General features: G+C 34.7%; 30 protein-coding genes and 1 pseudogene. 25 read left to right on the top strand and 6 right to left on the bottom strand.

All coding sequences use genetic code 11. The features are described from left to right. Window positions 1-19: 19 nt before the first annotated feature. Window positions 20-508 carry a dihydrofolate reductase gene (locus H280_RS0108575; protein WP_020060713.1) on the top strand — a complete coding sequence of 163 codons (489 nt, stop codon included), beginning with the start codon at window positions 20-22 and terminating at the stop codon, window positions 506-508. 20 nt (window positions 509-528) lie between these two features. Here H280_RS0108575 and H280_RS0108570 read toward each other — a convergent pair whose 3' ends face one another. Then, a complete protein-coding gene (locus H280_RS0108570; RefSeq protein ID WP_020060712.1) occupies window positions 529-855 on the bottom strand; it encodes an MFS transporter in 327 nt (108 codons plus the stop codon). A gap of 147 nt (window positions 856-1,002) precedes the next feature. On the opposite strand from H280_RS0108570, the gene H280_RS0108565 reads away from it, so the two are divergent. The 3 genes from H280_RS0108565 (at window position 1,003) to H280_RS0108555 (ending at window position 4,663) form a co-directional block, all read left to right on the top strand. After that, window positions 1,003-2,997: a penicillin-binding transpeptidase domain-containing protein gene (locus H280_RS0108565; protein ID WP_020060711.1), complete on the top strand. Its 1,995-nt coding sequence runs from the start codon at window positions 1,003-1,005 to the stop codon at window positions 2,995-2,997. A gap of 197 nt (window positions 2,998-3,194) precedes the next feature. Further along, complete coding sequence (locus H280_RS0108560; protein WP_020060710.1) at window positions 3,195-3,830, top strand: FMN-dependent NADH-azoreductase; 636 nt, start codon at window positions 3,195-3,197, stop codon at window positions 3,828-3,830. A gap of 113 nt (window positions 3,831-3,943) precedes the next feature. After that, complete coding sequence (locus H280_RS0108555) at window positions 3,944-4,663, top strand: lysophospholipid acyltransferase family protein (RefSeq protein ID WP_020060709.1); 720 nt, start codon at window positions 3,944-3,946, stop codon at window positions 4,661-4,663. Between the two features lie 92 nt (window positions 4,664-4,755). Here H280_RS0108555 and trhA read toward each other — a convergent pair whose 3' ends face one another. After that, window positions 4,756-5,412: a PAQR family membrane homeostasis protein TrhA gene (gene trhA, locus H280_RS0108550; RefSeq protein WP_020060708.1), complete on the bottom strand. Its 657-nt coding sequence runs from the start codon at window positions 5,410-5,412 to the stop codon at window positions 4,756-4,758. A 192-nt stretch (window positions 5,413-5,604) separates the two neighbouring features. Here trhA and tatA point away from each other — a divergent pair, with 192 nt between their 5' ends. From tatA to H280_RS0108520, 6 genes are all read left to right on the top strand, one after another. After that, window positions 5,605-5,769, top strand: coding sequence for a twin-arginine translocase TatA/TatE family subunit (gene tatA / locus H280_RS0108545; RefSeq protein WP_020060707.1), 165 nt, complete (start codon window positions 5,605-5,607; stop codon window positions 5,767-5,769). Between the two features lie 111 nt (window positions 5,770-5,880). Then, window positions 5,881-6,636, top strand: a complete 756-nt coding sequence (gene tatC / locus H280_RS0108540; protein ID WP_020060706.1) for a twin-arginine translocase subunit TatC — start codon at window positions 5,881-5,883, stop codon at window positions 6,634-6,636. 155 nt (window positions 6,637-6,791) lie between these two features. Beyond that, window positions 6,792-7,043, top strand: coding sequence for a DUF2535 family protein (locus H280_RS0108535; protein WP_020060705.1), 252 nt, complete (start codon window positions 6,792-6,794; stop codon window positions 7,041-7,043). A 150-nt stretch (window positions 7,044-7,193) separates the two neighbouring features. Beyond that, window positions 7,194-8,036: a DegV family protein gene (locus H280_RS0108530; RefSeq protein ID WP_020060704.1), complete on the top strand. Its 843-nt coding sequence runs from the start codon at window positions 7,194-7,196 to the stop codon at window positions 8,034-8,036. 192 nt (window positions 8,037-8,228) lie between these two features. Beyond that, entirely contained in the window at window positions 8,229-8,687 is a 459-nt protein-coding gene (locus H280_RS0108525; RefSeq protein WP_020060703.1) for a helix-turn-helix transcriptional regulator, read from the top strand. Between the two features lie 104 nt (window positions 8,688-8,791). After that, a complete protein-coding gene (locus tag H280_RS0108520; RefSeq protein ID WP_020060702.1) occupies window positions 8,792-9,379 on the top strand; it encodes an SCO family protein in 588 nt (195 codons plus the stop codon). Between the two features lie 28 nt (window positions 9,380-9,407). On the opposite strand, the gene H280_RS0108515 is transcribed toward H280_RS0108520, so the two are convergent. Continuing rightward, on the bottom strand, window positions 9,408-9,866 hold the full coding sequence (locus tag H280_RS0108515) for an Hsp20/alpha crystallin family protein (RefSeq protein ID WP_020060701.1): 459 nt from the start codon (window positions 9,864-9,866) through the stop codon (window positions 9,408-9,410). A 347-nt stretch (window positions 9,867-10,213) separates the two neighbouring features. Between H280_RS0108515 and asnB the strand changes: the two genes are divergently transcribed. The 4 genes from asnB to H280_RS0108490 all read left to right on the top strand — a co-directional run bounded on the left by asnB (window position 10,214) and on the right by H280_RS0108490 (window position 13,167). Beyond that, window positions 10,214-12,115 carry an asparagine synthase (glutamine-hydrolyzing) gene (gene asnB / locus H280_RS0108505; protein WP_020060699.1) on the top strand — a complete coding sequence of 634 codons (1,902 nt, stop codon included), beginning with the start codon at window positions 10,214-10,216 and terminating at the stop codon, window positions 12,113-12,115. A 92-nt stretch (window positions 12,116-12,207) separates the two neighbouring features. Beyond that, on the top strand, window positions 12,208-12,567 hold the full coding sequence (locus H280_RS0108500) for a GNAT family N-acetyltransferase (RefSeq protein WP_020060698.1): 360 nt from the start codon (window positions 12,208-12,210) through the stop codon (window positions 12,565-12,567). A 16-nt stretch (window positions 12,568-12,583) separates the two neighbouring features. Beyond that, a complete protein-coding gene (locus H280_RS26735; RefSeq protein ID WP_020060697.1) occupies window positions 12,584-12,712 on the top strand; it encodes a GNAT family N-acetyltransferase in 129 nt (42 codons plus the stop codon). 125 nt (window positions 12,713-12,837) lie between these two features. Next, window positions 12,838-13,167, top strand: a complete 330-nt coding sequence (locus tag H280_RS0108490; protein WP_028411165.1) for a hypothetical protein — start codon at window positions 12,838-12,840, stop codon at window positions 13,165-13,167. 156 nt (window positions 13,168-13,323) lie between these two features. Here the strand turns inward: H280_RS0108490 and H280_RS25665 are convergent, their stop codons facing one another. Both H280_RS25665 and H280_RS0108480 read right to left on the bottom strand, forming a co-directional pair. Further along, window positions 13,324-13,494 carry a hypothetical protein gene (locus H280_RS25665; RefSeq protein WP_020060695.1) on the bottom strand — a complete coding sequence of 57 codons (171 nt, stop codon included), beginning with the start codon at window positions 13,492-13,494 and terminating at the stop codon, window positions 13,324-13,326. Between the two features lie 133 nt (window positions 13,495-13,627). Next, on the bottom strand, window positions 13,628-14,080 hold the full coding sequence (locus H280_RS0108480; protein ID WP_020060694.1) for a hypothetical protein: 453 nt from the start codon (window positions 14,078-14,080) through the stop codon (window positions 13,628-13,630). A gap of 241 nt (window positions 14,081-14,321) precedes the next feature. Between H280_RS0108480 and H280_RS26975 the strand changes: the two are divergent. The 4 genes and pseudogenes from H280_RS26975 to H280_RS0108465 form a co-directional block, all read left to right on the top strand. Further along, window positions 14,322-14,584 (top strand): annotated as a pseudogene (locus tag H280_RS26975) (D-amino-acid transaminase); the annotation flags it as partial. Between the two features lie 116 nt (window positions 14,585-14,700). Then, window positions 14,701-15,348: a nitroreductase family protein gene (locus tag H280_RS0108475; protein ID WP_020060693.1), complete on the top strand. Its 648-nt coding sequence runs from the start codon at window positions 14,701-14,703 to the stop codon at window positions 15,346-15,348. 254 nt (window positions 15,349-15,602) lie between these two features. Beyond that, complete coding sequence (locus H280_RS0108470; protein WP_020060692.1) at window positions 15,603-16,091, top strand: hypothetical protein; 489 nt, start codon at window positions 15,603-15,605, stop codon at window positions 16,089-16,091. Between the two features lie 131 nt (window positions 16,092-16,222). Further along, on the top strand, window positions 16,223-16,771 hold the full coding sequence (locus H280_RS0108465; protein WP_020060691.1) for a cysteine hydrolase family protein: 549 nt from the start codon (window positions 16,223-16,225) through the stop codon (window positions 16,769-16,771). Between the two features lie 42 nt (window positions 16,772-16,813). Here H280_RS0108465 and H280_RS0108460 read toward each other — a convergent pair whose 3' ends face one another. Continuing rightward, window positions 16,814-17,404: a class I SAM-dependent methyltransferase gene (locus H280_RS0108460; RefSeq protein WP_028411164.1), complete on the bottom strand. Its 591-nt coding sequence runs from the start codon at window positions 17,402-17,404 to the stop codon at window positions 16,814-16,816. Between the two features lie 448 nt (window positions 17,405-17,852). On the opposite strand from H280_RS0108460, the gene H280_RS0108455 reads away from it, so the two are divergent. The 7 genes from H280_RS0108455 (at window position 17,853) to H280_RS0108420 (ending at window position 23,979) form a co-directional block, all read left to right on the top strand. Continuing rightward, the gene (locus H280_RS0108455; RefSeq protein ID WP_028411163.1) at window positions 17,853-18,971 is read left to right on the top strand and encodes a GAF domain-containing sensor histidine kinase; all 1,119 of its coding nucleotides are present in this window, start codon (window positions 17,853-17,855) and stop codon (window positions 18,969-18,971) included. A gap of 14 nt (window positions 18,972-18,985) precedes the next feature. Continuing rightward, entirely contained in the window at window positions 18,986-19,621 is a 636-nt protein-coding gene (locus tag H280_RS0108450; protein ID WP_020060688.1) for a response regulator, read from the top strand. 154 nt (window positions 19,622-19,775) lie between these two features. Next, window positions 19,776-20,312, top strand: a complete 537-nt coding sequence (locus H280_RS0108445) for an NADPH-dependent FMN reductase (protein WP_020060687.1) — start codon at window positions 19,776-19,778, stop codon at window positions 20,310-20,312. A gap of 51 nt (window positions 20,313-20,363) precedes the next feature. Continuing rightward, window positions 20,364-20,567 carry a hypothetical protein gene (locus H280_RS23330; RefSeq protein ID WP_020060686.1) on the top strand — a complete coding sequence of 68 codons (204 nt, stop codon included), beginning with the start codon at window positions 20,364-20,366 and terminating at the stop codon, window positions 20,565-20,567. 284 nt (window positions 20,568-20,851) lie between these two features. Further along, window positions 20,852-21,409, top strand: coding sequence for a YdcF family protein (locus H280_RS0108430; RefSeq protein ID WP_020060684.1), 558 nt, complete (start codon window positions 20,852-20,854; stop codon window positions 21,407-21,409). A gap of 101 nt (window positions 21,410-21,510) precedes the next feature. Then, entirely contained in the window at window positions 21,511-22,464 is a 954-nt protein-coding gene (locus H280_RS0108425; protein ID WP_020060683.1) for an ABC transporter ATP-binding protein, read from the top strand. 3 nt (window positions 22,465-22,467) lie between these two features. After that, complete coding sequence (locus H280_RS0108420) at window positions 22,468-23,979, top strand: ABC transporter permease/substrate-binding protein (protein ID WP_020060682.1); 1,512 nt, start codon at window positions 22,468-22,470, stop codon at window positions 23,977-23,979. Window positions 23,980-24,119: the final 140 nt, after the last annotated feature.

The raw sequence follows: 24,119 nt of genomic DNA, 5'->3' as shown, positions 1-24,119 counted from the left end.
AAAACTAGGGGGTATATATATGATTTCATTACTTGTAGCAATGGATAAAAATCGACTAATCGGTAAAGAAAATCAATTACCTTGGCATCTTCCAGCAGATTTGGCGTATTTTAAAAAAGTAACGATGGGGCATCCGATTATAATGGGGAGAAAAACGTTTGAATCGATTGGCAGACCGTTACCTGGCAGAACGAATATCATTTTAACTCGTAATCCAAATTATGAAATGGAAGGCTGTAAAGTCATTCATTCTATCAATGATGTGAAGAAGATGGACGAGCAAATGAATGAAGAACTTTTTGTCATTGGCGGTGCAGAAATTTTTAAAGAAGTACTTCCTTTTGCCGATCGCTTGTATATTACCAAAATTGAAGAGGTATTTGAAGGTGACACATTTTTCCCAGAAATAAATTACAATGAGTGGGAAGAAATATCTGTAACACAAGGCGTGACAGATGAGAAAAATCCATATACATATGCTTATCATGTGTATGGAAGAATGAAATAAGAAGAGAGAAGATTGGTGTGTTACATACCAATCTTCTTTTGCTGTTGGCGGCGATGAAATCTTTTTAGTAAAGTAATGCAGAGAGGAAGCAGCATACAGAATCCTGTTACAAAAAAGGCTGTTTTGAAGTTAAAGATATCATGTAGTAGTCCAGATAAATAAGCTCCTATTCCTCCGCCTAAAACAGCGAGTAACGTCCATGTTGCAAATACTCGCCCTAAATACTGTTCTTCACATGACTGTTGAATGTAGATTTGCGCCAATACAACACTTTGATTAAAGGTAATACCCAGTAAAAAGGTCGCAATAATGCTAAGAGTTGGAGAAGGAACACCTACATAGAACAAATAAAAACAAAGTCTTATATAAAAAATTTCTGAATGTTATAATGATAATATAAAGAACGGCGCATATTGCGTCGTTTTTTTTGGATTAATTTTGTGAAAATGGATTTTTATAGTATGATAGATTCGAGAAATAAAGGAGGAGAAACTGTGAAAAAGTTATGGGGAATGCTTCTTGTTTTTTCATTGCTACTAGTAGTAGGCTGTGGGAAAGAAGAGAAGCCAGAACAAGCGATGGATACATATGTGAAAACATGGAATGAAAAAAAGTTTGATAAAATGTATGAACAGTTATCGAAAGAGGCAAAGCAGTCCATTACAAAAGAAGATTTTGTAAAGAAATATGAAAATGTTTATACAGGAATTGCAGTGAAAAATTTAAAAGTAGCAGCAGAAACGAAAAAAGAAGATAAGAAAGATGAAAAAAATAGTGCGAATGTACCGTTTAAAGTAAGTATGGATACAATCGGTGGAAAGATTTCGTTTGAAAATGAAGCAAAACTTGTGAAAGAAAAGGACGGAGATAAGGACGTCTGGAAAGTTGATTGGAATCCATCATTTATTTTTCCAACTATGAAACAAGATGATAAAGTACTTGTTCAATCATTTTCGCCAAAGCGTGGTGAAATTTATGATAGGAATGGAAACGGATTGGCGACAAATGGGAAAGCGGCAGAAGTTGGAGTTGTCCCTGGGAAGTTAGGCGAATCGGCACAGCAAACGAAAGAAACGTTAGCGAAATTATTACAAATGCCAGTTGAAGATATCGAAAAAAAATTAACAGCGAAGTGGGTACAACCAAGTTACTATGTGCCACTTTCTACTTTACCAGAAGGTGCAAATGAAAATGATTACATCTCTATGCCTGGTGTCAAAACGAGCTCCGTAAATGCTCGGACATATCCTCTAGGAGAAGCTGCCGCTCATTTAACTGGCTATATGGGAAAAGTAAATGCAGAGGATTTGAAGAAATTAGAGGGAAAAGGATATAAGGCTGATGAGCCGATTGGAAGAACAGGCCTTGAAAGTGTCTTTGAGGATAAACTTCGCGGTGAAAAAGGCGGACGTGTTTATATTGCCGATGCAAAAGGAAAAGAATTAAAAGAGCTTGCGAAAAAACAAGCAAAAGATGGAGAAAATATTACATTAACGATTGATGGGAACTTGCAACAAAAAATTTATGCAGAAATGAAGAATGAAGCAGGTTCAAGTGCAGCAGTCCATCCGAAAACAGGGGAAACATTAGCGCTCGTAAGTAGTCCATCATACAACCCGAATGTTATGATGCGAGAGTCAGCGAAAGCAGAGCGAGAGGCTTTGAATAATGACCCGAAAAGGCCGATGACAAATCGATTTACGCAAGTATACGCACCAGGTTCTGTTTTTAAACCGATTACAGGAGCAATTGGTCTAGAAACAAAAGCACTCGATCCGAAAGAATCTCTTAAAATTGATGGTTTAAAATGGGCAAAAGATTCTTCTTGGGGTAACTATTATGTAACGCGTGTTAAAGATGCAAATCCAGTAGATTTTGAAAAAGCAATGATGTATTCTGATAACATTTATTTTGCGCAGGAAGCATTGAAAATTGGTAAAGATAAATTTACAGAAGAAGCGAAGAAATTTGGACTAGGTGAAAAGTTACCAATTGAATATGGATTTGCAACGTCGCAAATCGCAAAAGACGGTATAAAAGGTGATATTCAACTTGCTGATACTGGATATGGTCAAGGGCAAGTTTTAATGTCATCACTTCATGTTGCATTATCGTATGCGCCAATTGTGAATGAAGGAAATATTCCATCTCCGCACCTTTTAAAAGACGATAAACTGATAAAAGCGTGGAAAGAAAAAGTGGTATCCAAAGAGAACGGCGATATTTTGAAAAACTCTTTAATAAAAGTTGTGAATGATCCAGAAGGCACAGGTAAGATTGCGAAATTAGATGGCATTACACTTGCTGGAAAAACAGGAACAGCTGAATTAAAAGAATCAAAAGAAGCAGATGGTAAAGAGTTAGGATGGTTTGTAGCATTTGATGCAAATTCTCCAAATATGATTATCTCAATGATGATTGAAGATGTAAAAGGAAGAGGCGGAAGTAGTATTCCGGCTGAGAAAGTAAAGCATGTATTAGGGCAGTAATAGAAAAGGAGTTATCTCGTTCATAAGCGAGATAACTCCTTTTCTATATGGTTATTTACTTACTAAAAAAAAGCAACTATTTTTTTATTGACAGGAAAGCGTTAATTAGGTATTATTACTTACGTAAGGTAAGTGATTTACTTTTTTGTTAAGAATCTCGAATTGAAGATATTTATAGAAAAGGGAGAGAAATGAACATGTCAAAAGTATTATTTATTACAGCAAATCCAAATCCAGCAGAAGTATCATTCGGTATGGCGGTAGGAGAAGCATTTATTGAAGTATACAAACAAGCGAATCCTCAAGATGAAATTTTAACAATTGATTTATTCCATACAAACGTACCTGCAATTGATGGTGAAGTGCTTGCTGCTTGGGGGAAACTTGGAGCAGGAGAAGGCTTTGAAACATTAAGTGAAAGCCAACAACAAAAAATTGCAGCTATGAACGGAAACTTAGAAACATTTATGCATGCAGATAAATATGTATTCGTAACACCGATGTGGAATTTAAGCTATCCACCAGTTGTAAAAGCATACTTAGATAACCTATCAATTGCAGGAAAAACATTTAAATATACTGAAAATGGTCCGATCGGTTTGTTAGAAGGCAAAAAAGCACTTCATATCCAAGCGACAGGCGGTGTGTATTCTGAAGGCCCGTATGCAGGAGTGGATTTTGGACGCAATCACTTAAAAGCAATGCTAGGCTTTATGGGAGTAACGGATGTCGAATATATCGCAGTAGAAGGTATGAGCGCAAATCCTGCGCAAGCACCTGAAATTAAAGAAAGTGCTATTGAAAAAGCACAAGAGTTAGCAAAACAATTCTAATCTAGTATATTATGAAAAATGTCCAAACAATTGTCGTTTGGACATTTTTTCTTCTTTTTCCTTCGTTTGTCTAGTATAATGAAGAACGGAATGACAATATGTGGGGGTTCTATATGATTCAGACGTTTTTAAAAATTTTATACTTAATTTTAATTGTAATTGGTATTACACCAAGAATGTGGCGTTTAAAACGAAAGATACATACACTACCAGTACAAGAAAAAGATCAGCTAGTGTATCAAACAACAAATTGGTTTGGCAAGAAGATGATTCGTGTAGTTGGATCAACAATACAAGTGAATGGACTCGAAAATGTGCCACAAGATAAGCCGGTATTAGTTGTAAGTAATCATCAAAGTGATATGGATATTCCTGTTTTACTAGGATATTTAAATAAGCCAATTGGCTTTGTTTCGAAAGTAGAAATTAAAAAGTTTCCACTTGTTTCAACATGGATGGAAATGATGAATTGTGTATTTATGGATCGTAAAGACCGACGTCAATCGTTACAAGCCATTAAAAATGGGATTGAACTGTTAAAACAAGGGCACTCTATCGTGATTTTCCCTGAAGGTACTCGTAGTAAGGGTGGTGAAATGGGAGAATTTAAGGCTGGTAGTTTCCATCTTGCTGTAAAAGCAGGTGTAGCGATTTTACCTGTAACATTGGACGGAACGTATAAAATGTTTGAAGCAAACGGTAATCGAATGAAGTCGGCGCATGCAACAGTCACAATTTCGAAACCAATTACTGCAGAACAATATGAAAGTATGGATATTAAAGAATTAACGAAATATACGCAAGATATTATTGCAAGTCAGTTGAAAAAATAAGTAAAAAAGGTCTCAGCTTTTATATGAAAGCTGAGACCTTTTTTGTCCCGCTATTCGTGGGTAGTAAAACCCCCACTGATGGAAGTTTCACTTTATGCTACAGGTAATACATAAAATAAAACGCAGAAAAACATCATCGTACTTCCGCCTAATACAAAGACGTGCCAAATTGCATGGTTAAATGGGAGCTTCTCCCATAGGAAGAAGATAGCACCGACAGAGTATAACATTCCGCCAATTAATAATAATGAGAAACCGCTACCTGTTAAATTCTCATATAATGGCTTAATGGCAACAATAATGAGCCATCCCATAAGGACGTAAAATAAAGTTGATAGTTTAATAAAGCGACGTACAAAAAAGATTTTAAAAATGATTCCTGCAATTGCAAGTGTCCAAATGATCGCAAGTAATGTCCAGCCAAGTGGCCCGCGTAGTGTAACAAGTAAAAATGGTGTATATGTGCCAGCGATTAATAAGTAGATGGCAGAGTGATCTAAAATGGTGAATAATTTTTCCACTTTTGGATGATGGATGCTATGCAATAGTGTTGAACATAAATACAGTAAAAACATGCTCACACCATATACAGTAAATCCTACAATTGCTGATGCAGTTCCATGCTTTGATGCATGAATAATTAAAATGATTAACGCAGGAATACTTAAAATGGCGCCGATGCCATGTGTAATTGCATTTGCGATTTCTTCTTTAACAAACTGAGTCATTCGTGTCATTTTTTGAGTCATATTTCGACCTCTTTCCCATAGGTAAAATGAAGAGTGTAGTTTCTTTCACCATATCATATACAAGGGGAATAGGAAATGAAAATTGTATAAGGATTGTATTTTCAAATTTTTTTGACAAAAGACAGCGGATACATTGACGTTTTCAAACTTTTTTGACAAAATAAAATTAATTGAAAATAAGGGGGGAGCAGTATGCCGAATATTGGGTTTCCAGGATTAATTTTAATTTTAATTTTAGCATTAATTATTTTTGGACCAAAAAAATTACCGGAAATTGGACGAGCATTTGGAGAAACCTTAAAAGAATTTAAAAGATCTGCAAAAGGTTTGCATGATGATATAGATGAGAAAAAATGAAGTATGTACCAGTAGGAAGGAGTTCCTGTTTTTAGTTAAATTAAATGGAGTCTGTTTGATAGGAAAAAAGATGTAAGAGGGACTTGCATCTTTTTTCCAGTTAATAGAGAAATGGGTGAGAATATGAACGATCACGAAATGAGCATAGTAGATCATCTCGGTGAGTTGCGAAAACGACTTATTATTACAGCGATGGCATTTATATTTTTCCTTATTATTGGATTTTCTTTTACGAAGGAGATTTATAGTTTTATTGTGAAAGATTTACATATGAAATTAACAGTTCTTGGGCCGAGCGATATTTTGTGGATTTATTTTGTAATTGCAGCTGTGTTTTCAATTGTATGTACCATTCCAATCGCTGCCCTGCAGATTTGGTTATTCGTCAAGCCGGCGTTGCTTCCGCATGAACGAAAAATGACGCTATTATACGTACCAGGATTATTTATATTATTTATTGGTGGACTATGTTTCGGATATTTTATTATTTTACCATTTGTACTGAAGTTTTTAGTTAGTCTTGGTGATGAAATGTTTCAAACGATGTTTACAACAGACAAGTATTTTTCTTTTGTTATGAACATGACCGTACCATTTGCTGTAATTTTTGAATTACCTGTTGTAACAATGTTTTTAACGAGCATTGGGATTTTAAATCCAGTAGCACTACAAAAGATTAGAAGATATGCGTACTTTATATTAATTGTGATTGCGGTTTGTATTACACCACCTGACTTTATTTCGGATTTCTCTGTAGCAATTCCACTGTTAGTAATTTACGAATTAAGTATTACGATGTCAAAAATTGTATATAAAAGAAAGATAAAACGAGAATTGCAATCTTCATCGAAAAGTGCCTCTTTATGACGGGCACTTTTTTTATTTATTTGTTATACTATTAGTGTAAGCGCATACAATATAAAGGAGAAAAAAATTAAAGCTCCTCCAAAATTTAGACAAACTTTTTGACTTTGTCGGTTTATACTAACATTATAAATCAAAAAAAAAAGAGGATTGATATCGTGATTATGAAGAGTTTTTATTTCACTCATCCAACAGGAAAATGCGTAAAGGTGGTTGAAATCCCAGTGTTACAAACACAGCACCCATTAGCGTTTCAAATTCAGTCGCGTCTTCAGCTCTTTATTTCTAAAATTCAAAAACAAAAACAACCAAGGTTTTCGTACTCATTTCGAGAATATTTGCAGAGTTGCTTAAAATGGAATGATTATTCAAATGTATATGAAATAAATACGTTAGAAAAAAATGCATAAGAAAAAATTGCGGCAGAGCATCAGCGCTCTGCTGTTTTTTTTAGACATAAAAATAATAATTTTGTCGGAAAATTACCTTAAACTGTTGAAAGCAGTCGGAATACTAGTATAATAACAGGGAGAGCGTAGTGGAAAGGGAAGAAATAAAACATGCAAAAAATTAAAATTGTCACAGACTCAACGGCGGATTTATCACCAGATGTGATTGAGAAATATGATATTCATGTTATCCCATTATCAATTTCTGTGAACGGACAAACTTATTTAGATCGTGTAGATTTACAACCAGATGAGTTTATTGAAGAAATGCAAAAATCAGAAGTATTACCTAAAACATCGCAACCAGCAGTTGGTTCATTTGTAGAATTGTATGATCGCTTAGGAGAGGACGGTAGTCAAGTTCTTTCAATTCACTTAACGAATGGATTAAGCGGATCAGTTGCAACGGCAAATAGTGCAGCAACGATGACAGATACAAAAGTAACAGTAGTGGATTCTTTATTTATTAGTCACGCTTTAGCTTATCAAGTAATTGAAGCAGCGGGAATGGTGCAAGAAGGTCGCTCTTTAGAAGAAATATTAAACCGTCTTGAAGAAGTTAGAAAAAACACACGTCTATTCGTTGTTGTTGATACGTTAGAGAACCTCGTGAAAGGCGGTCGTATTGGTAAAGGAAAAGCGATGATTGGATCTTTATTAAATATTAAGCCAATTGCTGGTATTGAGGACGGAGTCTACAATCCGATTGCTAAGGTACGTAGCCAAGGACAAATTGTAAAAACATTAATGAAAATATTTGAAGAGGATATAGCTGGTAAAACAGTAAAAGCAGTTGCGATTCCACATGCAAAAGCATTGCCTTTGGCGCAGAAAATGAAAGAAGCAGTTGAAAAAATTAGTGGATTTACACAATCAGAAATCTTTTTTACAACACCTGTTATTAGTACACATACAGGTGCTGGAGCAATTGGATTTTCATATTTTGCAGAATAGAAGAGAGCTACTTGATTATATTCAAGTAGCTTTTTTATACTGGATAAACTTAGTTAACATGCGGGGAATATCGATTGAAAAGCGTCACCAATCTTTGTAAAACCACGAAAGAAGTAAGTGGAATTGACTAAGTATTAAAAAAGTGTAAAAATACAATTTAATATGATTTACATAGTAAGAAGGGGTGTTCAAATGAATAAAGACGAAGTAGTACAAATAATTGCGAAAAAAATGAAGCTGGTTCGAACAGAACATAATTATACACAAGAAGAAATGGCAGAGGTTTTAGGTCTTTCCAAAAAGACGCTTGTTCAAATTGAAAAAGAGCGCATTTTGCCCTCGTGGACGACTGTTGTTGCGATTTGTGCTTTGTTTCAAAACAGTGAAGTATTGCAGTCTGCATTTGGAGGGTCTGCTCTTGAAGTTGTTCAAACAATTGCTCACCATAAAATGGAATATAAAAAAGAAAAAACGATGGGTGGACAAATATGGTGGAAGGAAATTGAGAAAAGAGGAGCTTTTTGTTTACAACAAAACATTGTTAGCCAACATTATCGGATTTTAGACGGTGAAAATTATAGATGGTTCAGCACGTTTCATAAAGAAGAAGCGCTGGAAAAATTAGTACGATTTAGTGAACAAGTGATGTAAACGGTTTTCTCATAGTGTTTACCTTTGTTACAATAAAGTGAACCTTCTGTTAGTATGGGAAAGAAGGGGTGGTTATATTTTGAAGGAGAGAAGGGTGTTTTAGAATGAAGCGATTTCAAAAATGGATTGGGCTTCTTACTGCCTTTTGTTTACTACTCTTAGCCGGATGCGGTTCAGGATCAAAACTTCGCAAGCCGTTAAATTGGGATGTTCAAAGTTTTCAATACATAAATCAAAATGGCGAAAAATTTGGTACAAAAGATTTAAAAGGAAAAGTGTGGGTAGCAGATCTTGTATTTACAAATTGTCAAACAATTTGTCCGCCGATGACAGCGAATTTGGCGAAGTTGCAAAAGTTAGCGAAAGAAGAAAAACTAGATGTTCAATTTGTATCATTTAGTGTTGATCCAGAGATTGATAAGCCGGAAAAACTAAAAGAATTTGTGCAGAAATTTACTGATGATACGAAGAATTGGAATTTGTTAACGGGTTATTCGCAAGATGAAATTGAAAAATTTGCGAAAGACAATTTTAAAACGTTAGTTGATAAACCAGAAAATCAAGATCAAGTTATACATGGTACAAAGTTTTACTTAGTGGATCAAAATGGGAAAGTGATGAAGGAATATAATGGTATGAAAAATACACCATACGATGATATATTACGTGATATTAGACGTTTAACACAATAAGAAAAGGATGCGAATGAGCATCCTTTTCTTATTCAATCGATAAAATATCGTGTTGCTGCGGTAGTTTAGGTGCACGAATTTCTAATATGCCATTTTGATACGAAGCCTTTGCTTGTTTTTTGTTAATTGGATAAGGTAATTTGATAACGCGAGAAGCTTCCGACATTGTGCGTTCGCGCCGATAATAATTAGGTGATTCGTTTACTTCTTCGCCTAAGATATCTTCTTTTACGGCAATTTTTAAGTATTCACCTTGTATTTCAACTTGAAGTTGTTCTTTTTGGATACCAGGAAGTTCAGCTTTTATAATTAGGTCCTCTTCTACTTCAAATAAATCAACGGGAAATGTTACTAGACGGTTTCCTTTTTGGAAAAAGTGGTTCATATCTGCAATAACGTCACGAAGCGGAGTTTGTTCAAAGAAATCATCAATTTGTTTTAAGTAACTTCGAAATTGTGGACGTGAAGGTTTTCTTTCATCACTCATAATTTCTCCTCCTAAAGATAAATCTGAAATATCATATGACAAAAACGCCTAAGTGTGAAAATAGATTTTTTGTTAAGGGAAAAATCGGAAATTGGTGAAGGGTAAGAATAGAATTGTTTTATATGTAAATGCAAGGTAAAAAAATGACAAGAAACATCTTTTTTTCAAATGAAAGGGGAAAAACGAATAAATTATTTTTTATTTTGCATAGCAGTAATGAAAATGCTGAAAAAACAAAATGGATTTATGTACTTTTTGTCGCCATATTGCTATGATTATGCTAGTATAAATAGGGTTGATATAAGTAGTATAGAAAAAGAATGAAAACCGAAAGAGGGTAAGAAAGTATGTGTGGTTTTGTAGGATGTTTATGTGAAAACCCTAGAGGGTTTTCGGAAGAAGAAAAACATCAATTTGAAAATATGAATACGATTATCTTTCACCGCGGTCCAGACGATGAAGGGTACTTTCGTGATGAACATGTACAATTTGGCTTCCGCCGTTTAAGTATTATTGACTTAGAAGCAGGACATCAGCCGTTAACGTATGAAAATGATCGTTATGTAATTATTTTTAATGGTGAAATTTATAACTATGTAGAACTTCGCGAAATGCTTCTTGAAAAAGGGGCAACATTTGCGACACAATCTGATACAGAAGTAATCATTGCATTATATGCTCATATGAAAGAAAAATGTGTAGATTACCTTCGTGGTATGTTTGCATTTATGATTTGGGATCGCGAAGAGAAAAAGCTTTTCGGTGCACGTGATCATTTCGGTATTAAACCACTTTACGTTGCGCAGCACGAGGATACAACATTTTTTGCATCTGAAAAGAAAAGTATCTTACATGTGATGGAAGATAAAGGGGTAAATCCAGCTTCTTTACAACACTATTTTACGTATCAATATGCTCCAGAGCCTGAAACGTTAACAGTTGATATTAACAAAATTGAGCCAGGGCATTACTTCGTAAAAGAACTTGGAAAAGAGATGGAAGTCCGTCGTTATTGGCAACCATATTTCAATGCATCTGATGCGACGAAAGAAGAGCATATTCAAGCAATTCGTGACGTATTATACGATTCCGTAAAAATGCATATGCGCAGTGATGTACCAGTAGGATCATTCTTATCTGGTGGTATCGATTCATCGATTATCGCATCTATCGCCAAAGAAATGAATCCAAATCTTTTAACTTTCTCTGTTGGTTTTGAACGTCGTGGCTTTAGTGAGGTTGACGTAGCGAAAGAAACAGCAGAAAAATTAGGTGTGAAAAACTATAGCGTGTTCGTAACACCACAAGAATTTATGGATGAATTCCCAAAAATCATGTGGCATATGGATGATCCGTTAGCGGATCCAGCAGCTGTACCATTGTACTTCGTTGCAAAAGAAGCGCGTAAACATGTAACAGTTGTTCTTTCTGGGGAAGGTTCAGATGAATTATTTGGCGGATATAACATTTATCGTGAGCCAAACTCTTTAAAAATGTTCTCTTACATCCCTAGTCCAGGAAAACGTGTATTAAAAGCGTTAAGTGGTGCATTAAAAGAAGGATTCAAAGGGAAAAGCTTCTTAGAACGTGGATGCACGCCGATTGAAGAGCGTTACTATGGAAATGCGAAAATCTTCCGTGAAGAAGAAAAAGCAGTGCTTATGAAGCACTACAATGAGCGTGTGAATTACATGGATATTACGAAGCCGTTGTATGATGATATCAAGAATTATGACGATGTAAGTAAAATGCAATACATTGATATGTTCACATGGCTGCGCGGCGACATTTTATTAAAAGCTGATAAAATGACAATGGCACATTCGTTAGAACTTCGTGTACCATTTTTAGATAAAGAAGTATTTGATGTTGCATCTAAAATTCCAACAGAATTAAAGATTGCAAATGGTACAACAAAAGCGATTTTACGCGAAGCAGTACGCGGTATTGTACCGGATCACGTATTAGATCGTAAGAAGTTAGGCTTCCCAGTACCTATCCGTCACTGGTTAAAAGATGAAATGCATGATTGGGCGGTAAATATCATTAAAGAAAGCAAAACAGAGCATTTAATCGATAAGCAGTACGTATTAGACTTATTAGAAGCACATTGTGCAGATAAAGGCGATTACAGCCGTAAAATTTGGACAGTCCTTGCGTTTATGGTATGGCACCAAATTTTTGTTGAACATAAATATGATACAAATGCGTTTCATGAAGAAACAAAGCACGCTTATAGCTTAGTATAAAGAGGAAGCCTTAAGATAGTATGACTATCTTAAGGTTTTTTTCATAAATACTTGTCCTGCCCGATACAATAATAATAAGGAGTGACATACATATGTTAATGTTTGAAAAAGTAACAGACGAAACAAAGCTAGTAGTAGAAGAAATGTTTTCTTCTTATGATTTACCAGTTAGAGATGTGGCATATTGTATAAAAGCAGATGATACATATATTGGTATCATTGACTACACTGTGCAACATGAGAAAGTACTATTATCGTATCTTCTTATTCATCATGATTATGAAGGATACGGGTATGGAACAAATGCTTATTATACGTTTGAAGAAATAGTAAAAAGTGAACACATGATGGAGATTCAATTAATATGTATGGATAAAAACGAAAGAATAGAATCGTTTTTTGGACAACTCGGTTTTCAAAAAAATAATGATGTTTATATAAAGAAATTGTAATAGGGGAGACAGAGCAATGGAAATTCGCAATGCAGATAAAGAAGATGTAAGAAGTATTGTACACATATATAATGATGCAGTTATACATACAACCGCTACATTTGATTTACAGGAAAAGACATTAGCGGAAATGATATTAGTGTGAAACTGCATGAACAGCTGGGATTTACATATGTAGTATGCTTTCGAGAAGTTGACTATAAGTTCACTGAGTGGCAAGACGTGTTATTTTATCAATATATCATAAAATAAGGTGGTAGGTGTATGGGGATGACACTAGCGCTTATTGTAGTTCTAAGTTGCTTTTTGTTTGCAGAATTCTTTCAATTTCTTTTAAGAAAAATATTAAACAATAGACGTACACCATATGAATTTCAATATTTCCCATTATTTTTAATGTTGTTTCTTATACTATTTATTTTGCAAAAAGTGACTCTTTTTCCACCAACCATTGAAATTTTCTTGAAATTTGGTTTGTTATATAGCTGTATCGGAATGGGAATCTTATGTGGTCTATTTTTCCTGAGGCATGTCCACTATCAAAGTTATATTTTGATTTTAAATTGGTTGAATCGAGATGACGGAAATCGTTTTTCATAAGATTGTTTTTGTCTATTATTGTAATTCTATGAATAAAATAGGGTGAGTGCTACAGCGGATTTATTGCCCTGGTATATAAAAAACACCTAGGGTTTCTTGGAATTCACAAGAAATCCTAGGTGTTTTTTGAATAGAAAGTTTTTGACTTGAGACTTTTTACCATGGAATTTTCTTCGTATAATACCGTCTTCTTTTATTTGTTCGTAGAATTAAGCGCTGTTTTTTATGAACTCTTTGCTTCCACCGCCGGCTATAAGAATGAATTGAACGAACAATTAGAGGAGAAAATGTTCCGCTAAAATTATTATATCCTTCCAATAACCCCAAGTTATTTCCTCCTTTGTAGGAGATAAAAAACAATGAGCATCAATAGTGTGCGTCTAATATTTTATGCTTTTATATCCAATATGAGCAAGTCTTTTTGAAGAATTTAATTACTAATAACATTGGTTATTAGTAATTAATTCATTGTAATTTTATCTTGTACAAATTCATATATGATCTGAAATTGTTCGTCTGGAATATGGGTAACACACTCTTCTTTTACTAAAGGAGAAAGAGGGTCTTCAAGATAAATTACATTTGTTTTTATCCCTAAAATATGACCAGTACGAGCGATACAACTTTTAAAATCACGGTAGTGTATGGTATGACATTTCACGCTTAAACCTTGTTGTTCCCCCATAATAATTTGTCTATCTGTAAAGAATAAAAAGCCAATTGATGTATGACGAAATGCGCCTGTCGATAAATGATAGAAGCATTCGTTAGGTGCCAATTCTCTCTTTAATGCTGTAATCGTATGTATATAGAATTGCTGCATATTTGCTGGAAGCTTAGACGCTTCTGCTTCTAATTGTCCATAAGTGAAACAGTCATAGTTTGTTTGAATAAATAGATTTTGGATATGCACATGTGTTCTCCTTTTAAATATTTTAACATAACGATATTATTATAAAACAAAATTTACTGTAGATAAATTAGAAAATGTGGTATTTTCGAATTTGTATAATGTTTTTTATATTTTATATAAACACAAATTGAAAAAAACACCTTTTTTATGTAGATGAAAACGTTTGGCTATACATAACAGTATCTTATATGTAAAAAAGAAAATTCGCTAGTAAATGGAGAAAATATTTTTTGTTTCTTAATTAATTCGTAATGGCATTATAACAGCAAGCTGTCATTCTAATTTCCTTATTGTTAAAAATGGAACTCTGATTACACACCTTGCGAACCAGTTTATTTTGTATGATATTACACGTCATCATGTCATTTCTTTACCGCTACACCAATTGAAATTGTACCGGTGACACAAATTGGGGCCGCTTGATATCAAACAGGAGAACAACGGGTTATAAGAAAGTTGCAAGCGGCATATAAGGAGAGTGTGTATAGGATGAATGTAAATTAGATGCTACAAACGAGTAAATATGAAAAAGGCTGGAACACCTCCGGCTTTTTTCATTATATGATATAATCAGTCAGGTAGAGATTTTGAAAACGTTATAAAAGGGGATTTTGAATCGTATGGATTATCAAGCATTTAAAGATATTATTCACGGCCGTCGCAGTGTTCGGAAATTTATTGACCAAGACGTTTCTGTGGAAGATATTGAAGAAATTATTGATTGTGCGAGATATGCACCGAGTGATACAAATTCACAAACATGGGAATTTGTCGTGATTATGAACCGAGACAAAATTAAAGATATAGAAGAAATGACATGGAATGCGCTACATACGCGAGCTGAAGAAGCTACGCAAAAAGGAGAGGAAAAAGCAGGGAAATTATTGACTCGCTCTTTCGGACCATATGCAACAGCATTTTCAGATGCACCAGTTTTAATCATTTGCTTAGCAACGCCATATCAATCAAAATTTCGGGAAAAGATTTTTGATCCAATTGAGTTTGTTCCAGAGTCTGTTTGGGAAGAAGAAGGTATTAAAAGTAGTTGCTTAGCCTCGCAAAACTTAATGCTTGCAGCTCATGCTAGGGGCCTTGGTACATGCCCGATGACAGGGCCAGTTTTATTAGCGCAAAACGAGCTAAGAGATTACTTACAAATTGCATCTGATAAACAAATCAATATGGTGATTGCGTTAGGGCATCCGAAAGAACAGCCGAAAAAACTAGCTCGAAAAGCAGTAGCGGAAATTACAAAATTTATTCGATAAAATGAACTCTCCATGAGTAAGGGGAGAATGATTGAAATAATCTTAGTTATAAGGACTAAGATTATTTTTGTGAAAAATAATAGAAAAAAGATTTGTTAAAAATTTCTTGAAAAAATAATGGTGATTAACAGGGAATAAGTGTGGTACAGTTAATGGTATAATGAAAGAATTTGTTTATGAAAGTAAACTGTGTATATATTCAAGAATTATTCTTGTATAATAAATTGTACATTGAGATACAGGGGGAATGGATTTTGAAAAAATTCATAATCACTGGATTATCTGTTATGTTGTTAGTAGGTTGTGGAGTAACAGAAGAAAAGAACGTTAAGGAAGAAAAACAACAGGAACGAGCTGTTAATGGACAGCAAGAAATAAAATATTCATTCCCAGAAGGGGTAACTTCAGTTGGTGAAGGAAAAATCAAAGTTGTTACACCAGATGGTACATCGGAAAATGGGAATGTACCTGTCGTATTTATAAAAAAAGATACGCTTATTCAACAAGTAGAAATTGAAGTTGCAAATTTCCAAGAGGATAAAGAAATATTTGTATACATCGATAAAAAATTTGAAGACAAGCATCAAGTAAATAAATTAGCGCAAACGACAATCGCGTTAAAAGAAGAGACACTACAACCAGGTATCCATACCGTAACAGCAATTCAGTATGAAAATAATGATCCAAACGGAAAAGTAATCAACTTTGTCCAGGCGCAGCTTGAAAATAAACCAGCACAGTAAGAGGAAATCTGCTTGATAAGCAGGTTTCTTTTTCTTTTATAGGGATTTTCATTACACCTGTCGAATATGTAATAAAACGTCGTTATAACACGTTTTCTATTGTTTACTGTGAAACGAAAGGAAGAGAAAAGATGAAACGAGCACTTATAAATATTGATTATACATATGATTTCGTTGCAGAAGATGGGGCTTTGACATGTGGTAAACCTGGGCAAGATATAGAAAAAAACATTGTAGAAGTAACGAAACGGTGTATTGAAAATGGAGATTATGTTGTATTTGCTGTTGATAAACATGTAGAAAATGACTTTTATCATCCTGAGAGACAATTATATCCACCTCATAATATAGCGGGAAGAAAGGGAAGAGAGTTGTACGGTGAATTACAAACTATATACAATGCACACAAAGATGATGAAACTGTTTATTATATGGATAAAACAAGATACAGCGCCTTTGCTGGAACAGATTTAGAAATTAAACTTCGAGAAAGAGGAATACAAGAAGTACATCTTGTTGGAGTTTGTACGGACATTTGCGTGTTACATACAGCAATCGATGCTTATAATAAAGGGTTTCGCATTGTAGTATATGAAAAAGCAGTTGCTTCATTTAATCAACAAGGGCATGAGTTTGCTCTGCAGCATGTAAAGTCTTGCTTGCAAGCTGCAATAAAGTAGGTAGAAAAGATCGCCAGAAAAATAGAAATTCTGGCGTTTTCGTTATTTTCTCGCAGTTATACAAATTGCTCCTTTATATTCATGAAATACTACGTTTCTATATCCAGTTTCTTTTAGTAATTTTTCTAAATCCGTTTTTGTTTTGAATTTTGTCATGTGATAATTTATTTTATAGAGCTCAGCAACAATGAGGAAGGAGCCATTTGCTTTTAATACTCGAAATATTTCTTTAACATCATTCTCTAAATTTGGCCAAAAATAATGGGTTTGAAAAGCAGTAATCATATCAAAAAAGCCATTTGAAAAAGGCATAGCTGATACGCTTGCTTGTTTAATGAACACTTTTCCTGAGTCCACATCTTTTTTATTCAGTTTGATAGAATTTTCTACTGCTTTTTTGGAGTAATCTATGCCGTATATCTTTCCGTCTGGATTCATTTTCGAGAGAGTATGTATTGTCTTTCCACCGCCGCACCCTATATCAAGCATTTTTGCACGCTGACTAATGTTAATCTTACTTAAAGCCCATTTTGTCATACTAGTATGAGCCACATTCATGATGCATAACATAGATGACCCCACAAAACCTCTTGGATTTTTAGCTTGTGCTATTAATTTAGTCAAAACACTCAATTTTTTATCATCTTTCTATTTCATATACAGTGAAAATTTCTTATAGAACTTTTCACTGTATATTTTTCTTTATCTTTTTTCAAATTCCTTTTTAAAAAAGGATGAGGTAGTTTTTTAATAAAAGTCGATTAAATTTAAAGAGGACAAAATGAATAAAATTACATGATCAGAAAGTTATATAGTAATCTATTTTTATTTTTCGACATATAAATCATCGCTATATAACAATACAACATACTTTGAACTTGCTTACCTTCTTTGTTTTAACATTGCCTGTGGCAGAAAAGGGCTCTGACCGCTCCAAGCGTAGCCAGTCCCTCTTAATCAGCTAAAAAAGTGGTTTTTATGTCATTTTTTCAATTTATATTTATATATAAGTAACAGGAGTTTTGTTTTATTCCTAGTATTTAGAAATTTCGTAATGTTATAATAGGATATGGTGATGAACATGAATGAAAATGAAAGACAAATGCATCGATTGCAAGCGTTAAAAGAAATTGCTGAGTTATTAAATGAAGCAACTGATTTGCAGCAAATGTTAGAAAAAGTTCTACATACCCTTTTGCAAGTCATGAATTTACAAACAGGATGGATTTTTTTTATTGATGAAAAAGGAACACATCAAATGCTTGTTGATACAAATTTACCGCCAGCTCTTACATGGGAAGAAAAGAAACCAATGTGCGAAGGCGATTGTTGGTGTATTAATCGATTTGTTGCAGGACGTTTGCAAAAAGCAACAAATATTATTGAATGCAAGCGAATAGAAGATGCGATTGAATATGAATGGGGAGAAACAGAGGATATTACGCATCATGCGACGATCCCGCTTCAGGCAGGAGAAGAAAAGTTTGGATTATTAAATGTTGCTTCTCCTTATAAAACGCATTTTATAGAAGAAGAATTAGCTTTATTAGAAGCGATTGCTTTTCAAATTGGGACAACGATTCAACGGATTAGGCTAGTTGAGAAGGAGCGGAAATATGTAATCGTTGCAGAAAGAAATCGTCTAGCACGTGATTTACATGATTCTGTTAAACAGCTTCTTTTTTCAATTATGTTAACAGCTCGAGGAACAATGGATATGACGAAGAATACAGAATTAAAGGAGATGTTAACTTATATAGGAGAGTTATCACAAGAGGCGCTGCAAGAGATGACATTATTAATTTGGCAGTTACGGCCGGAGGGTTTAGAAAAAGGTCTTGCTGAAGCAATTCAAAATTATGGGAATCTCCTTGGTATCCATGTCATTATGCGAATTGATGGGGTAATTTCTATAGATGATGAAATAGAAGAAATGCTTTGGCGTGTTAGTCAAGAAGCGCTTCATAATTGTAAAAAACATGCCTTTTGCGAAAACGTATTTGTACATTTAAGAATGGAAAACAATATATTGAAGTTTCAAATTGAGGATAATGGAATAGGGTTTATGAAAGAAAAAGTAAGAGATTCTGCGCTTGGTTTAAAGAATATGAAGGAACGCATTGAGTTGTTGAAAGGGAAGTTTCATATTCAAACGAAACTAGGGGAAGGAACGAAGATTGAGATTCAGTTACCAGTCTAAAGGGGAGACATGTATTGAAAATTAAATTACTGCTTGTAGAAGATCATCATATTGTCCGAAGAGGACTCGTTTTCTTTTTAAAAACAAAAGAAGAATTTGACATTATTGGTGAAGTGGGAGATGGAGAAGAGGCATTACAATTTATTCAAACAGAACGACCTGATGTTGTATTAATGGATGTGTCGATGCCGAAAATGGACGGAATCGAAGCAACGAAGCGTATAAAACACTATGATCCATCTATTAAGGTACTAATGTTGAGCAGTTTTTCGGAACAAGATTATGTTCTTCCAGCTCTAGAAGCAGGCGCAGATGGATATCAATTAAAAGAAGTACAACCGGATCAACTTGTAGCTTCTATTATTGCAGTTTATCAAGGAAATGCGAATTTCCATCCGAAAGTAACGCCTGCTTTATTAGGACGCCAAGCAACTGGTGAGATAAAGAAAGATCATTTAACTATGTTAACGAAGCGTGAAAAAGAAGTGCTGCGAGAAATCGCCAAAGGAAGAAGTAATAAAGAAATTGCAGTAGAATTACATATTACAGAACAAACTGTGAAAACGCATGTTTCAAATGTTCTAGCTAAATTACATGTAGATGATCGAACGCAAGCAGCCTTGTATGCGGTAAAACATGGCGTTGTATAGGAAAAGTAATGACAGAAACTCATACGAAAGTATGAGTTTCTGTTTTGGTTTTTCATACTATTTTCTCAAGCGGTTTCCATCTTTCTTACGGTTTATAATAGGGAATTTTCTGATAAGATAAATATAGAAATTCAAACAAGGGAGAGAAATAATCATGAAACTAGTTGTCATTAATGGTACACCACGTAAATTCGGTAAAACTCGCGTCATTGCAAAGCATATTGCACAAACTTTTAACGGAGAATTATATGATTTGGCTGTTGAGGCACTCCCATTATATAACGGAGAAAATTCTCAATATGAATTACAAGCAGTAGCAAAATTAAAGAAACTTGTTAAAGAAGCAGATGGTGTTGTACTATGTACGCCGGAATATCATAATGCGATGAGCGGTGCACTGAAAAATGCATTTGATTTTCTTGGAAGCAGCGAGTTTATGCATAAGCCGGTTGGGCTTCTTGCAGTTGCAGGCGGAGGTAAAGGTGGTATAAATGCCTTAAATAGTATGCGCATCGTGGCAAGAGGCGTATATGCGAATGTGATTCCGAAACAAGTTGTTATTGATAGTCTTCATGTACAGAACGGAGAATTAGGGGAAGATGCGAAACCGCTAATTGCGGATTTGTTAAAAGAACTAAGAGGGTACATGAGCATGTTTCCAGAACTGAAAAAACAGTTAGGAGCTGATTAATTTGTCATCTCTTTACCGTGATTCGAGGTTCCAAATGAAATAATTGGGCGTGTGGACAGTCTCTTTCGATTTGTTGGTACAGGTGTACGAGTTATTCTTCTTATTGCTTTTACAACGTTTGTGTCTCAAATCGGCGTTATGGTTCCGTTTTATGCACTGAGCATATTATTAATTGGTGCAACGTGTATTGGGATTTCATATGTGAAAATGCAACAGAAAGAACGAATTCACATTACCAATAAAACGGTTGTATAGTAACGAATCTAATACACATCCTATAAAAGTAACAATTAAAAAAGGTGTGAAATGATATGGGAAAAACAAAGGCATTAGGTTCAGCAAAGCATAAAGGCAATCAAACGCAAGATCATACGTCCTCAAAGAAAGCACGCAATCCTCAAAACGCAGGGCAGCGTCAAGGATAGGGAAATAGTGAGGAGTGTATCCTCACTATTTTTTTGAAATGAAATATGTGTAGAGAAAGCACTTCTGCATGATTCCTTTTTTTCATATAATGAAAAGAAAGGGAGAGAACTGCGATGAAGAAATGCTTTTTATTATTATTGATGTTATTGCCACCATTGTATATTGTGTATACAACATACCGCATGAGAAAAATTGCCAATGAGAAAGTAAGTCATACAGCACCTTATGTTTTAGTTCTAGGAGCAAAATTATTTGGAGATAGACCTTCCTTGTCACTACAAAATCGATTAGATGTAGCAGTAAGTTATTTACGCTCACATCCAGAGGCAAAAGTAGTTGTATCTGGCGGACAAGGAGACGATGAAGATATTTCAGAGGCTCTTAGTATGAGTCGATATTTAATAGGAAATGGTATTGGAAAAGAAAGAATTTTACTTGAAGATCGTTCTACAAGTACATATGAAAATCTAAAGTTTTCTAAGGAGCTATATGATGTGAAACATGCAGTTGTAGTAAGTAACACCTATCATTTATACCGGACGAAAATCATCGCAAATCGCTTAGGTATGAAGATGGAAGCACTTGCTGCACCGACGCCAAAGCGTTCGCGGAAAAAGGCGTATATACGTGAATATGCGGCAATCATAAAGACAATTTTAAAAGATTATTAGAGCTCAAAATAGAGCTCTTTTTATTTTGAGAAGACAAATTATTTGAAAATAGCTCGAATTTCCATGAGAATAGAGGAAAGAATGAAAAAGGAGTTGTGTATGTGATTCGATTTGAACACGTTTCAAAAACGTTTGATGATAAAACAAAGGCCGTAGATTCCTTGCAGCTAGAGATTCGTAAAGGAGAATTTTTTGTTTTGATTGGCCCGAGTGGATGTGGAAAGACAACGACGATGAAAATGATTAATAGATTAATTGAAACAACAGAAGGTTCAATTTTTATTGATGGGAAGAACATCCAGGATTATAACATTCATGAATTACGATGGGACATTGGGTATGTTTTGCAACAGATTGCGCTTTTTCCGCATATGACAATTGCAGAAAACATTGCGGTTGTACCAGAAATGCGCAAATGGAGTAAAGTGAAAATCGAAAAGCGTGTTGATGAGTTATTAGAAATGGTTGGTTTAGATCCACATATATATAGGGAACGTATGCCAGATGAATTATCTGGCGGTCAAAAGCAGCGCGTTGGTGTTGTGCGGGCACTTGCTGCCAATCCCAAAATTGTTTTAATGGATGAACCGTTTAGTGCGCTTGATCCTTTAAGCCGTGAGCAGCTGCAGCGTGATTTAGTAGACTTGCAAAAAAAGATTCAAAAAACAATTGTTTTCGTAACTCATGATATGCAAGAAGCGCTAGCGCTTGGTGATCGTATTTGTATAATGAAAGATGGAAAAGTTGTCCAACTTGATACGCCAGAAGTCATTTTACAAAATCCTGCAAATACATTTGTAGAAGAGTTTATTGGGAGGCCACGATTATCTTGGTATGATCAAAGAAAAGTAGAAGATATAGTATCAATATTAGCGCAAGAAGGAAAACAAGGCGATGCTCATCCACTTTCGACTGAAGTGACCCTGCATGATGCTTTACTTCGTTTAGAACACGAAAAAGAAATACCAATCGAAGAAAACGGTACATATATCGGTACATTAACAAGTGAGCATATCGTTCAATACATAGTAGAGCAAATGAAAGTGAGGGCATAGAAAGTGACAACCTTTTTACAAACGATGCAAGAGCGTAAACAAGAACTGTTCAGTGCCCTTTTGGAACATTTGCAAATTTCGTTGATTGCTTTATTTTTTGCAATTCTTATCGCAGTGCCGCTTGGAATTTTGTTAACAAGAAAAGAGCGTATTGCGGAATGGGTAATTGGTACTTCTGCTGTGATGCAAACGATTCCTTCTTTGGCGCTTCTTGGGTTATTAATCCCGTTAGTTGGTATTGGAAAGGTCCCAGCTATAATTGCGCTTGTGATTTATGCACTGCTTCCTATTTTAAGAAATACATACACAGGGATTCGTGAACTAGATCCATCGCTTATTGAAGCAGCAAAAGCGATGGGGATGAACAATTGGAGACGTTTATGGAAGGTAGAAATACCACTTGCTTGGCCTATTATTATGGCAGGAATTCGGACGGCAATGGTACTAATTGTTGGTACAGCGACATTGGCTGCTTTAATTGGAGCAGGAGGGTTAGGAAAGCTTATTTTGCTTGGAATTGATAGGAATGACCATGCTCTTATTTTGTTAGGTGCTATTCCCGCTGCATTATTAGCATTATTTTTTGATGGTGTGCTGCGCATGACCCTGCATGTAAGACGTTCACCGAAGCGAACGATTGTTACAATTGCCGTTGTAGTTGGAATCATCATCGTACCGTTTCTTTGGAGTACTCAAAAGAAAGATATTATAATTGCCGGTAAACTTGGCTCAGAGCCGGAAATTTTAATTCAGATGTATAAACAATTAATTGAACAGGATACCGATTTAAAAGTAGAGGTAAAACCAGGATTCGGAAAAACATCTTTTGTATTTGAAGCGTTAAAATCTAAAGAAATTGATATTTATCCAGAATTTTCAGGAACGGCTTTATCGACTTTCGTAAAGGAAGAACCAAAAAGTACAGATCGTCAAGAAGTATATGAGCAGGCCCAAAATGGGATGGAGCAGAAGTTTAATATGAAGCTGTTAAAACCAATGCAGTATAACAACACGTACGCATTAGCAGTACCAAAACAAATAGCGCAGCAGTATAACATCAAAACAATTTCTGATTTAAAAAATGTTTCTTCTAATATGAAAGCGGGATTTACACTTGAATTTGGAGATCGTGAAGATGGATATAAAGGAATACAAACACTATATGACATACAGTTTCCTAATTTAAAAACGATGGAACCGAAGCTGCGTTATAGCGCCATTCAATCTGGCGATGTGAATCTCATTGATGCCTATTCAACAGACAGTGAATTACAGCAATACGGTCTGCAAGTACTAGAAGATGATAAAGGGTTGTTTCCACCATATCAAGGAGCACCATTATTACGGGGAGAAACGTTAAAGAGATACCCAGAAATTGAAAAAACATTAAATAAACTTGCAGGGAAAATTACTGACGAAGAAATGCGTAAAATGAATTATGAAGTGAACGTAGAAGGGAAAAAAGCAGAGAAAGTAGCAAGAGAGTTTTTACAAAAAGAAGGGTTATTAAAATAAAATTCATTTACAAATACATAAAAAAAGGGCGTTTATATAAAAAAACGCCCTTTTTTTATGCATACTTATACTTTTTTTCGAAAAAGTATTCCATTTTTGCTCGTTTTCTTTTAGAATAAGTAATGTTTTTCTGAAAGAAT

It is taken from the genome of Bacillus sp. 123MFChir2, from assembly GCF_000383235.1.
Classification (GTDB): domain Bacteria; phylum Bacillota; class Bacilli; order Bacillales; family Bacillaceae_G; genus Bacillus_A.
The sequence above is the reverse complement of the archived record's forward strand: the minus strand, read 5'-3'. Positions and strand labels throughout refer to the sequence as shown.